The 15,348-nt window shown below is 60.0% G+C and carries 14 protein-coding genes and 1 pseudogene; 7 read left to right on the forward strand and 8 right to left on the reverse strand.

Going from position 1 to position 15,348, the window contains the following annotated elements; genetic code table 11:
- Positions 1-242 precede the first annotated feature (242 nt).
- Together ABQ278_RS15640 and ABQ278_RS15645 are read left to right on the forward strand one after the other, a co-directional pair.
- A complete protein-coding gene (locus tag ABQ278_RS15640) occupies positions 243-1,412 on the forward strand; it encodes an MFS transporter (RefSeq protein WP_349320412.1) in 1,170 nt (389 codons plus the stop codon).
- A 129-nt stretch (positions 1,413-1,541) separates the two neighbouring features.
- On the forward strand, positions 1,542-1,910 hold the full coding sequence (locus ABQ278_RS15645) for a hypothetical protein (protein WP_349320413.1): 369 nt from the start codon (positions 1,542-1,544) through the stop codon (positions 1,908-1,910).
- Between the two features lie 147 nt (positions 1,911-2,057).
- Here ABQ278_RS15645 and ABQ278_RS15650 read toward each other — a convergent pair whose 3' ends face one another.
- From ABQ278_RS15650 to ABQ278_RS15670, 5 genes are all read right to left on the reverse strand, one after another.
- Complete coding sequence (locus ABQ278_RS15650; RefSeq protein ID WP_349320414.1) at positions 2,058-2,822, reverse strand: hypothetical protein; 765 nt, start codon at positions 2,820-2,822, stop codon at positions 2,058-2,060.
- Positions 2,823-2,882: 60 nt separating this feature from the next.
- Positions 2,883-3,347, reverse strand: a complete 465-nt coding sequence (locus ABQ278_RS15655; RefSeq protein ID WP_349320415.1) for a response regulator — start codon at positions 3,345-3,347, stop codon at positions 2,883-2,885.
- 155 nt (positions 3,348-3,502) lie between these two features.
- A complete protein-coding gene (locus tag ABQ278_RS15660; protein ID WP_349320416.1) occupies positions 3,503-4,798 on the reverse strand; it encodes an SGNH/GDSL hydrolase family protein in 1,296 nt (431 codons plus the stop codon).
- Positions 4,799-4,820: 22 nt separating this feature from the next.
- A complete protein-coding gene (locus ABQ278_RS15665; protein ID WP_349320417.1) occupies positions 4,821-5,651 on the reverse strand; it encodes a hypothetical protein in 831 nt (276 codons plus the stop codon).
- Positions 5,652-5,659: 8 nt separating this feature from the next.
- Positions 5,660-5,953, reverse strand: a complete 294-nt coding sequence (locus ABQ278_RS15670; protein WP_349320418.1) for a hypothetical protein — start codon at positions 5,951-5,953, stop codon at positions 5,660-5,662.
- A 307-nt stretch (positions 5,954-6,260) separates the two neighbouring features.
- Between ABQ278_RS15670 and ABQ278_RS15675 the strand changes: the two genes are divergently transcribed.
- Positions 6,261-7,220, forward strand: coding sequence for a cation diffusion facilitator family transporter (locus ABQ278_RS15675; RefSeq protein WP_349320419.1), 960 nt, complete (start codon positions 6,261-6,263; stop codon positions 7,218-7,220).
- A 28-nt stretch (positions 7,221-7,248) separates the two neighbouring features.
- Here the strand turns inward: ABQ278_RS15675 and ABQ278_RS15680 are convergent, their stop codons facing one another.
- Positions 7,249-10,092 carry a beta-L-arabinofuranosidase domain-containing protein gene (locus ABQ278_RS15680; protein WP_349320420.1) on the reverse strand — a complete coding sequence of 948 codons (2,844 nt, stop codon included), beginning with the start codon at positions 10,090-10,092 and terminating at the stop codon, positions 7,249-7,251.
- A 232-nt stretch (positions 10,093-10,324) separates the two neighbouring features.
- Between ABQ278_RS15680 and ABQ278_RS15685 the strand changes: the two are divergent.
- Together ABQ278_RS15685 and ABQ278_RS15690 are read left to right on the forward strand one after the other, a co-directional pair.
- A pseudogene (locus ABQ278_RS15685) lies at positions 10,325-11,405 on the forward strand (IS630 family transposase).
- 86 nt (positions 11,406-11,491) lie between these two features.
- Entirely contained in the window at positions 11,492-12,793 is a 1,302-nt protein-coding gene (locus ABQ278_RS15690) for an IS701 family transposase (protein WP_349319961.1), read from the forward strand.
- A 157-nt stretch (positions 12,794-12,950) separates the two neighbouring features.
- Here ABQ278_RS15690 and ABQ278_RS15695 read toward each other — a convergent pair whose 3' ends face one another.
- Positions 12,951-13,277 carry a DUF1491 family protein gene (locus ABQ278_RS15695; protein WP_349320421.1) on the reverse strand — a complete coding sequence of 109 codons (327 nt, stop codon included), beginning with the start codon at positions 13,275-13,277 and terminating at the stop codon, positions 12,951-12,953.
- A 117-nt stretch (positions 13,278-13,394) separates the two neighbouring features.
- Between ABQ278_RS15695 and ABQ278_RS15700 the strand changes: the two genes are divergently transcribed.
- A complete protein-coding gene (locus tag ABQ278_RS15700; RefSeq protein WP_349320422.1) occupies positions 13,395-14,357 on the forward strand; it encodes a hypothetical protein in 963 nt (320 codons plus the stop codon).
- A 6-nt stretch (positions 14,358-14,363) separates the two neighbouring features.
- On the opposite strand, the gene ABQ278_RS15705 is transcribed toward ABQ278_RS15700, so the two are convergent.
- The gene (locus ABQ278_RS15705) at positions 14,364-14,774 is read right to left on the reverse strand and encodes a SufE family protein (protein WP_349320423.1); all 411 of its coding nucleotides are present in this window, start codon (positions 14,772-14,774) and stop codon (positions 14,364-14,366) included.
- A 224-nt stretch (positions 14,775-14,998) separates the two neighbouring features.
- Here ABQ278_RS15705 and ABQ278_RS15710 point away from each other — a divergent pair, with 224 nt between their 5' ends.
- Entirely contained in the window at positions 14,999-15,346 is a 348-nt protein-coding gene (locus ABQ278_RS15710; RefSeq protein WP_349320424.1) for a VOC family protein, read from the forward strand.
- Positions 15,347-15,348: the final 2 nt, after the last annotated feature.

Below are 15,348 nucleotides of genomic sequence, written 5' to 3' on the forward strand. Positions count from 1 at the left end.
CTCACGTAAACTTGAAAACACATCACAAGTCAAAGGTCAGGATTTATCAAGACAGATGACCGGTTCTTACGGCTTGTTCCGTAACAGCCGAAGTTCTATATCCGCAAAATGTTCCGTTCCCTTTCCTGCCCCCTCGCCCCTTTTTAGAGGTGAGAGGGAATTCTACCATCTGAAACCCCTCACCCGGCTCGATGTATCGAGCCACCCTCTCCCCTAAAAAGGGGCGAGGGGGGAAGATTGTGATGCCAAACACACAAAAACTCACACCCGGCCTTGTCGGTCTGTTCGCCCTGGCGTGTGGCGTCATCGTCGGCAATCTCTATTATGCCCAGCCGATCATCGCCCTGATCGCGCCGGCGGTTGGCCTGTCCGACCATACCGCCTCGCTGATCGTTTCCCTGACCCAGATCGGCTATGGCCTTGGCCTCCTGTTCATCGTGCCACTGGCCGACCGGACCGAAAACCGCCGCCTGACCCTGATCCTGCTGGCCGCTGCCTTCGTGAGCTTACTGGCGGCGGCCCTGACCAGCAATAGCGCGCTGTTCCTGATCGTGTCGTTGCTGATCGGCCTGGCCACCGTCGCCGTGCAGGTGCTGATCCCGCTGGCGGCGCACATGGCCTCCGATGAGAAGCGCGGGCAGATCGTCGGCAACATCATGGGCGGACTGGTGTTGGGCATCCTTTTATCGCGGCCGCTGTCCAGCCTGATCGCCGATCATTTCGGCTGGCGCGCCGTCTATTTCACCGCGGCCGCCTTCATGGTGCTGATGGGCGGCCTGCTCGCCCTCACCCTGCCGCGCCGCCAGCCCGACCACAAGACCACCTATGTGCGGCTGATCCATTCCCTGACCGTGCTGTGGCGGGCGCATCCGGCCTTACGCCTGCGCACCCTCTTTCAGGCCTGCATGTTCTGCGCCTTCTCGCTGTTCTGGACCGTGGCGCCGCTCGAACTGGCCGGGCGTTTCGGCCTCACTCAAACGCAGATCGCCCTGTTCGCCCTGGTGGGGGCCACCGGCGCCCTGGCCGCGCCTTTAAGCGGGCGTCTGGCCGATGCCGGCCATACCGTCAAGGCCACCTTCGGCGCGCTGGCGGTCGGGGCCGCGGCCATGCTGATCACGCTCCTGCCGTCGATGCGCGGCATCATCGTGCTGGCCCTTCTAGGCGTGGTGCTCGATTTCTGCGTCCAGATGAACATGGTACAGGGCCAGCGCGCCATCTACGCGCTCGATCCCTTAAGCCGTGGCCGCGTCAACGGCATCTACATGGCCGGCATCTTCACTGGCGGGGCGATTGGCTCGGCCATCTCCAGTCCGCTCTATGAAAGCGGCGGCTGGGAATATGTGGCGATGGCCGGCGGCATGGTGCCGCTGCTGGCGCTGGCGGTGTTTTTGATGACCTACAAGCGGGCGTGACCGCCTGATTAAGGTGAATCATCGGTTCACCTTATATTTCAACAGAAATACAAAACCTTTGAGTTAGTCTGTACCTCGACCACAACTCAAGAGCCGGTCACGGCCAAAGGTAGCGTTTTGTATTTTCTGTTGAATGACCTTATCCTGGATATCGACTCGGCGCATATTATGAACCCGCTCGATGCCGATCGCTTCGACGCGCTCAGCATCGATTACATCGCGCTTCTGGGTAAGGAAATGTTCGCGGAAGACCCGGCGACGCACCGCAAGAATCCCGAACGCGCCCGCCGCCTGGCCTATCTCATCCATATGAAGATGCCGCGCGTCAACGCCGCCCAGTTTTTCCCGACCTCCAATAGCGGCACGCCCGACAGCATCGACGCCAGCTTCAAGTCGATCAACGAATTGGCGCTGGGCATGCTGTATGAGCAGCAGAAGATCGGTCAACTCGACGCCGGCAAGATCGACACCCAAGTCTGGCACCGCATGGCGGCTTAAACGCCTAAAGGCGTTTAAGCTTTTTCGTAAGAGATTGCGTGCAAACGGGCCGTCGCCCTTGCCAAAACCCTTAAAAAGGCATGGGGTTTTGAAGTTTTCTAGATTGTTAAATCTCTGACCGGCGTGCCGTCGCGGCAATCGTAAACGTCATTCAAAAACCGCGGCGGCCTGTTCGGGCATCGTCCTGTCCTTCGACTTGCGAAGAGATACATAGATAGCGGCGACAAAGATCTGGTCTATGAGGGTGGAAGCGCCGTTGATAAGGCCTTGAGTGATGCTCAGAGAGAGCGGGACGTCCGCCATCGGCGTTACACTGGCTATGCCGCTGAGTGCAGCGCTGATGATGCCGGATATAATGCCCATCACGATAAGCAGCCCCAGAATGCCCCAGCGATGGTTGCGGGTCAGTTCGAAGGAACGCTTCACCGCGCCCCAAAGGCCAAGGCCGGGTTGCCCGACATAGGCCGGAATGGCGACGTAGGCGGCCAGTAGAAACATGATGCCCGGAATGATCAGCAACAAGCTCAGTAGCGCCGTTAACAGGCCTACGATAAAGCCTAAGATCAGGACAGGAAAAGCATTGCGCACGGCGTGCGATAACACGCTTGCCAGGTTCACCTTGCTCCCGCCCCCGCCAAGGATGGCGATTTCTGTGATTGCGCATGTACCGATCAGGTTCAGAATGATGAAGACCAGACCACCGCCGCCCAGCAGGGCGTAGACTTCAGGTCTCATCGTCATGAATGTCGTCTGCCAGTCGGTGCCGTTCGTGCTCGCCCATATGAACAGGCCGTAGTAGCTGGCCACGGCGGGCGCAATGGTGAACAATAGGCCAACCACGAGCAGGCTGCTCAGATTTTCACCGATGAGTTTGAAGAAGCGGCTGAAAACGCCACCGAATGTAAAATCCATATTAATCCCCCCGGCTATGTCTGGGGTAAGGTTATGACGTCAAAGGGCGCTTGCCAAGTCCTATAATCCGGCTTCGGTATGGGGCAGGGTTTGCACCAGATTGAACCAGTAGTCCTCGATGATCTGAACAACATTATCGTAATCGTCCAGGCTGATGGGCTTGACGACGAAGCCGTTAGCATAATCGTTATAGGCCGCCGCCAGATCACTAGCGGTCTCCGAACTGCTCAGAACCACGATAGGAAGACTGCGCAGGACGGGGTCGGCTTTGACGCGGCTCAAAAACTCCAGACCGCGCATCTTCGGCAGGTTCAGATCCATGAGAATAATGTCGGGTAAAGCCGTGGCCTTATAATCGCCTTCCTGCCTCAGCATGGCCATGCCCATCTCGGCCGAGTTGGCGACGGTGACGTGCGTCGGCATGGCAGAGCGCTTGAAAGCCAGTTTCATCAGGGTGGCGTCACCGGACGAGTCCTCGATCAGAAGCACCCTCGGTAAGTCTGTGCGTTCGGCGATGGTTGACATGATCGTTCCCGTGATGCGCGAAATGTTTTTCGCATTACGGATAGTCTATGACGCCTATATAATCTTTATTCCATGCTGAACGCACAGCGGAAAGGGACCGGAAGGCGGCCTTATCACCTGGCAGCGATGTCCTGATGGATGGCGGTGTGACCGCTTCATTTGCCGTCAGAGACTATGCGATCCCGGACCAGTGATGACTTCTTCGCCCAGTCAAAGGCGCTCAAAGGAATACTGCCGGCCATGGCGGCTGTCCCGGTGTCGTTCGGGTGCAAATGGTCGCCAACATCGAATTCCGGCCGCAGGCGCAAAGGCGCCTCGCTCATCCGCGTGGCGGTGTCGAAATCAAACACGCCGTCGAACAGGCTCTGTCCGCGAATCCACGTATTGATCGCCTGCCTTCGCGTTTCTTTTTCGGGCGAATAATAGCCCTCGAACACCGTGCCCTCGAAGGGTAAAAGCGTGCCGGCATAGATGCGCAAACCGCGTTCGTGGGCGCGTTCGGCCATCTGCTTCAGGCCAGCAATCATGTCCTCGGCCGAGACATAACCCGCCGAGCCCGGCCCTTGCGCATGGCCAAGATCGTTGATGCCGATCAGCACGATGACGGCGGCGGCGTTGGGTTGCGCCAGCACATCGCGATCGAAGCGCGCCAGACCGCCATCGCCAAAACGCGCCCAGGTGCCGTGGTGCAGCAGGCGATTGCCGCTCAGGCCCGCATTGACGACGCTCAAAGGGATGCCGGCGTCGTGCAGGCGGCGGCTCAAAAGCTCCGGCCAAGTCGCGCCGCTGTCAGGCGTGATACCGTAACCGTCGGTGATCGAGTTGCCAAAGGTGATCAGGGCGGTGTCTGCCTTGGTGCCGGAGACCTCGATCTCGGCCAGCCACGGAAAAGCGCTGCCGATGCCGATATCGGTCTTGGTATCGGGCAGATCAGCGGCGGATGTCTGGTTGCCGGGAGCGGTATAGAGTGCCCCGCGCTGGATGTCGTGGACGGTGAGCAGCGGCGTCGGGGCGCTGACATAGAGGCTGACAGCCAGCGCTGCGTGGGCTGAGATCTCCAGCGGCAGGGGATCGCTCAGGGCATAGGCGCCGGGGGCAATGGTGATGCCGGCATGGCTGGAAAAGGTGACGGCCTTGTCGGTGGCCGGATCGATGCGGCTGCCGCTGTCGCGGCGGGCGATACGGATATCATCGATGCGTAGCGGCGCTGATCCATAGGCATTGGAGAGACGAAGACGTACCGAGCTGCCACCTGCGCTGACCCGCACGATCTGGCGCAGGGTCATGTCGCTGATCACCGCCGCGCTGCCGGAAGGTTCGGGCGCGGCGTACCAGGTGGGAACCCAGGCCACGTGCGGGGCTTTTGCCAGAGCCGGCGCAGCGATCAGCGCGGCGGCAACGGTGATGGTGGCAAGTAAGGACTTTAAACGCATGGCGCGGGCCTCGGACATGATCGGATGCCCGCTACAGCTATCACGAATCGGCGGCGGCGGAAGTCTTGAAAAGACGCGCCTTCAGGCTGATCCACTTTTCCTCGATCACCCACAGATAGGGCTTGAGCGACTTGGCCGGCTTCTCGACGCCGTACCACGAGATCATGCCGGCCAGAATGGCCAGCGGCATCGCCAGGGCGATATTGATGTACCAGTGGCGCGACCAGGGGAAGACATCGACCAGGAACTGCTGGAAAATCCAGCCATAGAGATAGATGCCATAGGAGAAATCAGCCAGGCCGATGAATTTCACGCGCTTGAAATCGGTAACGCCGAGATAGAGGGTGAGATAGACCAAAGGCAGCATGGTCAGGTAATCGGCGGCCGGCAAGGCGTAGGAGGCAAAGACCGAGAAGGCGAGCGAAGCCCAGAACAGCATGGCGTTATAGGGAATAAAGGCGCGGTAATAGAAGGCCAGCGTGCCGAACAGGAACAGTACGATCAGTTTGCCGCCGGAATGGACGTCATGAAAGACGCCGAGCGTGGCCGCCAACCGTCCTTCGCGCTTGAGCACGATCACATCGATCACCAGCCAGATGGCGATGGCGATCAGAACCACCCAGCGGTGCTTCTTGATACCCATGAAGATCAGGGCGACGCCGGTGCCATAGCCGATCAGTTCCCAAGGTATCGCCCAGAGCTGCAGGTTGACGATCTCCGGAATCGGATTGGTGGTGAAGACGCCCGGCAAGGTATAGCTGATATAGCCGGTGATGTTGACGAGGTATTGGAAGAAGGCCGGATCGGTAAAATACTGGGTCAGTGGCACGTTCGTCACCAGCGGGCCGATCAGCAGGGCCGACAGCACCACCTCGACGATCAGGGCCGGATAGATGCGCAGAGCCCGCAGCCCAGAAAGCTCACAAGCGTGCGGCAGCGCTCAAGGCTGCCGGTGATCAGAAAGCCGCTGAGGATGAAGAACATCGGCATGGCCAGCTTGAGAAAACCGACGAACGGCGTATCCCACACCTTGATGGCAAAGGCCTCGCCGTAACACACATCTATGCTGTGCACGGCGACGATGGCCATAGACAACAGGATGCGCTGATAGTCGAACCCTGACGGGTGATACTGCGCGTCGCGGAACTTATCGTCGAGCGAAACACGCGGCATAAAGGCCATCTTTGGGGGTCTCGAAGGCGTTGTGGAGGTCATGTCTATCCAGATTTATCGTATTATCAGGCGTCTATCGTCACATTATATGCCAATAACACCTTATGGCTTGCGGTCAGCAAAAAGTAGGCCGCAGCTTAAGACCGCGTTTCAGCGTTTTTTACAACCTTAGTGCAAAAAAATGCCCTGCCTATGGCCTGTAGGTTATAACATTAAGTCATTGTATTTTTATCGCATTTTTAAATCATCTCTGGCGGCGATCATAAAAAACGATTAGCGTCATGTTTTTACCCTGCCGGAAACCGCCATGGCGCACGATCATCACGCTCACGACCCTTCTCATGACCATGGCCACGGCCATTCCCACGGCGGGCATGGCCATTCTCACGCCCCGACCGATTTCGGCACGCGCTTTCTGTGGGCCGCCGCGCTCAACGCCGCCTTCATCATCGCCGAGATCGTCTATGGTCTGAAGGCCAACTCGCTGGCCCTCCTGGCCGATGCGGGGCATAATTTCAGCGATGTCATCTCGCTGATCCTCAGTTGGGCGGCGTGGTGGCTGGCGAAAAAGAAGCCAGTGGCCGGTTTCACCTATGGCTTCCGCGGCGCCTCGATCATGGCGGCGCTTTTCAACGCCGTCCTGCTGATGGTGGCGGTCGGCGGTATCATCTGGGAGGCCGTGCAGCGCTTTTCCGGCCATGAAACCGTTCAGGGCGACATCGTCATGTGGGTGGCCGGCGCCGGCATTCTGGTCAATGGCTTCACCGCCTGGCTGTTCGCCCAAGGACAATCCGATCTCAACATCAAGGCGGCCTTTGCCCATCTGGCGGCCGATGCGGTGGTTTCGGCGGCCGTAGTGATCGCCGGTCTCGCCATGCTGCTGACCGGCTGGGCGTGGCTCGACCCGACGCTCAGCATCGTGGTGTCGCTGGTCATCGTCTGGGGAACGTGGGGCCTGCTGCGCGATTCGGTGCGGCTAAGCTTGCAGGGCGTGCCGCCGCATATCGACTTCAACAAGGTGAAGGCGTTTCTTTGCGGCCTGCCGGGCGTCACCGATGTCCACGACCTGCATATCTGGGGCATGAGCACCACCGAGGTGGCGCTGACCGCGCACCTGACCATGCCCGGCGGTCATCCGGGCGACGCCTTCCTGCATGACCTGGCCGAGGAACTGGAGCACCATCACGGCATTATCCACGCCACGGTGCAGATCGAGATGAGCGCCAGCGCGCACAGTTGCGCCCTGGCACCGGACGCGATGGTCTAAACACCACCTCCCCGGCTTTGCCGGCGCTTTATCCCTGGCTCTTGATCCAGACCTGTGATTGCAGGCCGGTGAAGCGCTGGCGCGGCCCGACCTCGGCCGCGGCGGTCTTGGTGCCCGGCGCGTAGTCGATATCGCCGGCGCCCATTTCACTTGCCTTACCGCCTATGCGGTTCATGCGGGCATAGTTGGGGATGGCCAGCATGGGCGAACCATCGGCCCACTTGCCGGTCAGGGCCACCACGCCGCCCAACAGATCGGGACGCCATTCGGCCTTGATCGGCACGTTGCTCAAGGGACCGGTGATGCTCTTCTGGTCAGCCAGTTCGACATTATAAACCAGCGGACCGTAGCCCAGCGCCACCAGACCACGATCGGCCTCGATCTTCTCATCGGCATAGATCCGCTGCGGCTCCATCGGAATCTCGAAGGCGACCGTATCGCCGGCCTTCCATTCGCGCGTGACCAAGGCATAGCCGTTGACGATCTGCGGCGTGTAAACCTGGCCATTGACCGTGAAGCCCTTGAGGCCGCTGATCGCCGGCACGGCCGTATAGAGCGCGCTGGTGTGGCGGTTCGGCACGCGGACATGCAGGGTGAAGGTCTTGCTTTCCTTGGGATTGACGGTGATCGCCACCGCGCCGTTCCACGGATAGTCGGTCTTCTGCACCATCTCGACATCGGTGCCGACCACCTTCTCGACCGTGATCTTTGAGCCGACGAACATGTTGACGTAGAGGCCAGCCTTGTCCTTGACGTAGGTCCAGGTCGGCATCATCAAAAGCGTGCGCGGGATGTTGGCCACGCAGCACGGGCAGACGTGCCACAGGGTGCGCTCGGTATTGACCAGCGGATTGGTGTAGCAGAAGCTGCGCCCTTCCAGATCGGTCGAGCCCAGAAGCGCGTTATACATCGTCTGCTCGTAGAGATCGGCGTACTTGGCGTCGTGGTAGCTGAGGTTCATCTTGTACTGGAAGAAGATCAGGCCACAGCTTGAGCAGGATTCGCAGTAGGCGCCATTGCGCAAACTGTAGTCCGGTCCGAAGCCTTCCGAGGTCTCGCCCGAACCGACGCCGCCGGTGACATAGTATTTGCGGTTGACCATGTTGTCCCACAGGGACGCCACGGCGCTCTGGTAATCGCGGTCGCCGGTTTCGGCGGCGATATCGGCCATGGCCGAGTAGAAATAGACGGCGCGGACGGCGTGGCCGACGGCCTCATATTGTTGCTCGGGCGGCAGATGGCTCTGGTCATATTCCTGACCGCCGCGGCGCGATTCCAGCAGGAACTTCGCCAGCGCGATATAGGCATCGCCCTTGCCGTTCCCCTCTTCATCGTTGACGAAGCGGCCGAAGCGGATGAGCGCCTGTTCCATTTCCTGGTGGCCGTCGAACCATTCCTTCTTGCCGGGGCCGATATTGGCGACCCAGCAATCGGCCAGCTTCTTGGCGGCGTTATAGAGGCGCAGATCCTGACCGTTGGTCAGGGTGTGGTGGTTGATGGCGGATTCGATGAAATAGCCGGCGATATAGCCTTCGTGGTCGGCGCGGTGGTCGGGTGACCAGCGCTCGGGCCAGTCTTCCTTGGTCGCCAGCGTCTTGGCGGTTTGCAGGTAACCGTCCGGCTCCTGCGCGGCCAGGATAATCGGAATCCAGCGCTCCAGCGTGGCCTGCATATGGGCCTGCGCCTTGATCATGTCCTTGTCGCCCTGCGGATCGACCATCAGGGCGATACAGATGGCCTCGACCGTTTCCAGCACCCAGGCGTTGGAGAAGACATAGCCTTTGTGCGGGGCGTGCGGCTCGCCGCGATTGGCCTTGGCCGCCTCGATGAAATTGTCGATGCCGCCATTGCCGATCTTGAGATCGGTGCGTTCGCAATAGTCGATGACGTGCGGAATCCAGTTGACGATCAGGGTCTTGGCGCGGGTGTTCCACAGCGGGCTGTCGATGCTATAGCGCTTGGTGTAGACGACATCGAGGCGCTCGGCCGGCGGTGCGGCCTGCGCATGGACGGCCAGCGTCGAGCGGCTGACCTTCCCGCCGGTGTGGGCCTCAAGCTCCAGCACATAATCACCCAGCGCCGAGAACTGCGCGCTGGTGACCGGCGCCTTCGGATCGGCGAAGGTGACGTCACCGGGACCTGAGACCTTGCGCCACAGAGTGCCGGCGTCGGCCGTCGAGGTCAGCCATTCGGCCTTGCCACGCAGATAGGTCTTGCCGCCCATGACCACCGTGCGGTCGATACCCGCCGCCACAGCCGGAGCAAACAGCGGGATGGCGCCGGAGCTCATGACGCGCCATTCGAGGATGCCGGTCGAGAGCTTACCGTCGGAGATAATTTCGAGGCGCAAGCGGTCGGTTTTAACTTCGTCGAAGGTGGTGACGTTGAAAGTGTCTTTCGCGGTGCCCAAACCTTTTGGGTTCTTTACCGGCACATAGGCCGTGCCGTTCCAGTAGAGGATGCGGCAGGCCTTCGGCGCGCCGACGCCCTGACCATCGACCCACCAGTAGACCTCGATCTTGTTGGTGGTGACCGGCTGGCTCCAGTCGTACTGCACCCACTCGGTGCCGGTCTTGGGCCAGTTGCCGTACATGCCGGCTTCCGCGTCGGCGGAACTGGCGGGGCTGTTGCCGTCATTGAGCGCGGAAACCTTTGTGTCGCCGGAATTATAGGAGGTGGAGGGCTTGGCCACCTTTGCCAGATTAACAGCGCTATCCTCGGCGCGCGTGGCGGTGGCGAAGGGGGCGATCGAAGTGAAAAGGGCTGCGCCCGTCACGCCGGCAAAAAAGGTGCGGCGGCTGACATCGGTGGCGCAAGGACAGCCGGTTTCACACTGATGCGGGCGGGTTTCTGCGAAGAACTTCCTGGACATGTGGCATATTTCTTTTCTGGAACAAATTATATCGTATACAATTAACTCAGACAATTGCCTTTGGCAAGCCATACGCCGCACTTTGATCTGGGAAGCCTTTTCATCATCCTCCCCTGCGAAGCGGGGGAGGTGTCGCGGCGAAGTCCGCGACGGAGGGGGCCTCTTTGCTGACTAGTGTTGCGGAATCAACGGATGGATTCCCTTGATCTTGCAAATATGCGAGTCTGTGTCGATGGACATGGACAAAAGGCTGTTGCTGTCGCCTGAGGCTCGGGTGCGGTTGGAAGGTTGGGTGGCGGACCGGAACACGCCGCAGAAGCTTGTTTGGCGTGCGCGGATCGTGCTGATGTGGGCGGACGCGGCGAGTTTGGCGTCGATTGTGCGGACGCTGGGCAAGACCAAGAAGACGGCCTACCGCTGGCGCGATCGTTATCTTGAGCAGGGTGTCGATGGGCTTGGGCGCGACGCGACCCGGCCTGGCCGTAAGACGCCGTTGAGCGCCGAAGTCATTGCGCGTGTGGTCGAGATGACGCTGCGACAGAAGCCACCGGCTGCCACGCAATGGAGCGCGCGCACGCTTGCCAAGGCGGTGGGTCTGAGCCACACCAGCGTACAGCGCATTTGGAGCGCGCATGGGCTCAAGCCCCATTTGACCAAGACGTTCAAACTGTCGAACGACAAGCAGTTCGTCGAGAAGGTGACGGACGTCGTCGGTCTCTATCTTGATCCGCCGGACCGGGCACTGGTGTTCTCGGTCGATGAGAAGTCACAGATCCAGGCGCTGGACCGCACCCAACCGGGCCTGCCAATGAAGAAGGGGCGGGCGGGAACGATGACCCACGACTATAAGCGGCATGGCACGACGACACTGTTCGCCGCCCTCGATGTCGCCACCGGCAGGGTGATCGGCGAATGCATGAAACGTCATCGGCACCAGGAATGGCTCAAATTCCTTCGAACTCATCGACCGCAGCACGCCCAAGGGCTTCGACCTGCACCTGATCGCCGACAACTATGCCACCCATAAGCATCCGGCGGTCAAAGCATGGCTGGCCAAACATCCTCGCTTCCACATGCATTTCACCCCCACTTCGGCGTCCTGGCTCAATCAGGTCGAACGCTTTTTCGGCTTGATAACAGGCGATCGCATCCGCTGCGGCGTGTTCAAGAGTGTCGCCGAACTCGAAGGCGCAATTCAAGACTATCTCGATCATCACAACGCCGATCCAAAGCCCTTCGTTTGGACCAAATCCGCTACAGACATTCTTGAAAAGGTCGCCAGGGGGCGACAGGCGTTAAAGTCACAACACTAGCACTACTTTGGCAGAAAATGAATTTTGAGGATTCCCCCGGCTGACATTGCGTGATTCATAGAGAGCCAGCTTTAAGGAGACTGGCGATGTCGGAACATTGGCGCGTAGATTTGGAAGATTGGTTGACGCCCTTCCTGGTGGCCTTGCGGCATAAGACCCGGATGCGGCTGTGCCCTGCCTATATTGCAGGCCTGATTGGCCCGGGTGACCGCAAGAGTGTCCAGCCGATGGCCGCCCGCGATGGCGAGTTTGGCTATGACCAACTCCATCATTTTGTCTCTGACGGCGTTTGGGAAAGTGGACCGCTTGAAGCCGTTCTCCTGAAGGAGGCCGACCGTCTGGTGGGGGATGATGCCGGTTATCTTGTCATCGATGACACGGCGCTGCCGAAAAAGGGCAGCCATTCGGTTGGCGTGGCGGCGCAATATGCTTCCTCGCTTGGCAAGACGTCCAACTGCCAGTCGCTTGTTTCGGTGACGCTGGCATCGCGCGAAGTGCCTGTGATGGTGGGCCTGCGCCTGTTCTTGCCCGAGAGTTGGACGAATGATGTCGCGCGGATGAACCGGGCTCGGGTCCCGCAAGAATGCCAGGTTGCCCTGACAAAGCCGGAGATCGCCATTGAGGAAATTGATCGTGTTATAGCCTCTGGGGCCCGGTTCGGGTGCGTGCTGGCCGATGCTGGCTATGGGTCAAGCGGGCCGTTCCGCGAGGCCCTGAGCAAGCGCGACCTGTTGTGGGCCGTCGGCATATCACGGCGTCAGAATGTGTATCAGGCAGACGTCGGCCTAATCTTCCCGGAAGCGGCAACCGGAAGGCGGCGCAAATACCATGTCCCTGACGATGTTGCTGTCTCTGCCGAAAAGATGTTGGCTGATGGGAAATGGAAGAAAGTAAGTTGGCGGCGCGGAACCAAAGGCAAGCTGAACTGCCAGTTTGCCGCTTGCCGCGTTCGGGTCGCAGATGGCCACAGGCATCGTATGAGCGACGGTCGTGTCCAAGCCATGCCTGGCGAGGAGGAGGTCTGGCTGGTCGGGGAAAGGCGTTCAACCGGAGAACAGAAATACTACCTGTCAAACCTGCCTGCCGACGCCCCCCTCAAGATGCTAGCCGCGGCTATCAAGGCAAGGTGGATCTGCGAACAGGCACATCAGCAACTCAAGGAAGAGCTTGGGCTTGATCACTTCGAAGGCAGGTCATGGACCGGTTTGCACCGACATTGTCTAATGGCGATGATCGCTTTTGCATTTCTCCAATCCCGCCGCCTCAAAGCAGCGGGACGAAAAAAAAAGAGTCGGGGGGCCACCGCCTCAGCCGACAATGCCCGCCATCCGCCAGGCCATTCTCGACCTCTTCATGCGACCGCCACCAAGGCGCTGTCCCCACTGTGACAAACGCCTCGCCGAGCCCGCCAAGAATAATATGCCAAAGTAGTGCTAGGGTGTTGCCCCCTCCGTCAGCGACACCAGCCCTTCGGGCTTCGCGCTGCCACCTCCCCCGCACGCTGCGCTACAGGGGAGGAAAAGACTGTACCTTCCCCTTCCCCGTTTATACCTCCACCGTCTCGGTCAGGAAATGCCGGCCTTCGGAGTCCTCAATCTCGACCACCCAGATATCCGGATCATACTTGGCCTGACGCGCGATCCAGGCATCAAGATCGGCCTCGTTCAGCGTCTCGACCGGCCGCATCCACACGGTTTCCTCGCCCTTTTGCGCCTCACGCAGCACGTAAAGATCGCGGGTGCGCAGATTCAGCACCTTGACCAGCACCGAGCCATACGACTTGTCACCGCGGCGCGCGATATAGGCGAAACTGCCCGCCTGCGACACCCGCCGCAACAAGGCGCTGACCCACAGATCGGCTGAAAGTAACATTTGGCTAACCTTGCTTGGAAACGCCGTTTAAAGCCAGATCGGCTATATTGGCGCCCGATATCCTCCGTAAAGCCATGCCTTAGCGCCCCTGTAAAGCCGTTTATGACCCTCCGCCCAATGTTAAAAAAGCTCGTCCTAGCGTCCACGGTCATGCTGGCCGGTTTCACCGCGCCCCTGCTGGCCCGGACGGCGGACGACTATACCCTGCCGTTGGTGAAGCGCTATTACATGATGCAGGCCGATGCCCGCTGCCGCCTGTTAGATGCCGCCACGTCGCAGGCGCTGAAGGCCGGCTACCTGCAAGCCCGCAACGACGCCCTGCGCGCCGGCCTCAGCATGGCCTATCTGGCGCCGTGGCTGGACAAGGCCCGCACCGCCGCCGGTCAGACCGATTGCGCCAGTCCGCAACTGGCCTCGGAGGCCGAGATCGCGCGCGGCGGCTACCGCCGTTTCATGGCCCTGCCGCATGTCGCGTGGAACAGTGGGCGCACCGAATGGACCGCCAACCGCGCCTTTACCGACGACACCGCCTGGCGGCTGGTACAGTATCAGAACACCGATAAGGCCGATCTGGCCTTCGGGCTCTACGGCACCCTGCAGCAGAACAGCTTCACCCTGATGGCCGGATTCCATGACGGTGTGCGCCCCTACAGCGCCCGCCTTCTGGTGCGCAACACCGATATCGTCGCCGTCGGCCGCATCGAGCGCGCGCCCTATGGCCTGACGACGGAGATGCCGCTCGGCTTCAACGACTTCAGTTCGCTGAGCTTCATGGCGCGCAACATCGCCGAGACGACCGCGGCCCTGCGCCCGGAGGTCAAGACCAACCTGGCCGGATTCTCGCTGACGGGTGATTTCGTCGGCAAGCAGGTGCCGGAGAATGCCCTGCGCTTTGATTTTCCCGCCCGCGCCTGGATGGCGATCGCCAAGCTCGATCCGCGTGAGGATATGGTGGTGGAATTCAACACCGCCGATGGACCGATCTATGCCCGCTTCGAGGTCGGCGATTTCCTGACCGGCCTAAGCTATGTCGCCCTGCCGTCGAGCTATACCAACAATCATCCCAATACGGCGCTTTAGAGCGCTTTAGGCCGTCGCGCGTTTCAGGCGCTCGACCATCGACATCAGGCCGTTGGTGCGTTGTGATGACAGCGCTTCGTTAAGGCCGAGCTTCGTCAGGGTGTCGCGGATCGAGAAGTCCTGAATCTCGCTATACGTCAAACCATCGAGCAACCGCACCAGCACCGCGATCAGCCCCTTGACGATAAACGCGTCGGACTCGCCGCGAAAACGCAGTATCCCTTCGGGCGCCGGATCGATCATCAGCCAGACCTGCGAGGCGCAGCCGAGCACCTTGGTGACATCGGTCTTTTCCGTGTCTTCAAGCAGCGCCAGATCCTTGCCGAGATCGATGATGTAGCGGTAGCGGTCCTCCCAGTCGTCGAACAGCTCGAATTCATCGAGCAGATCGTTCAGGCGGGCTTGAAATTCGGACATGGAGCGCTCTCGATCAGACAGGCTTGGGGAGACTGGCGCCTATATGTCGATTTACGTCGCGGGGTTCAAGCGGCGATGTGAAGACAGCGGTATCCACAGATAAGCCAGATCAGCACAGATTTCATGATCGCACCCTCGTCACAGCCTCTCTTTGAAATTTGCTCAAATGATGTAGGTTTGTGGAACCGGCATTTTGCCAAACACGCACGATAAGGAACACGACTATGCCCGTAACAGGTATCGGCGGTTTTTTCTTCCGCTCAGACGATCCCAAGGCGCTTTCGGCTTGGTATCAAAAGCATCTCGGCGTCGGTGGCTATGACTGGCAGCAGTCGGCGGGCCCGACCATCGTGGCGCCCTTCGCCAGGGCCACGGATTATTTCCCCGCTTCGAAGGCCTATATGCTGAACCTGCGGGTCACGGGTCTTGACGCCTTGCTGGCTCAGTTGTCAGACGCCGGTATTGGGATTGTGAGAAATCCTGAGTGGGACACACCGGAAACCGGCCGCTTCGCCCGCATCCACGATCCCGAAGGCAATCCGATCGAGCTGTGGGAACCGCCAGCAGAGTAGCG

This window comes from Asticcacaulis sp. MM231, from assembly GCF_964186625.1.
Taxonomy (GTDB): domain Bacteria; phylum Pseudomonadota; class Alphaproteobacteria; order Caulobacterales; family Caulobacteraceae; genus Asticcacaulis.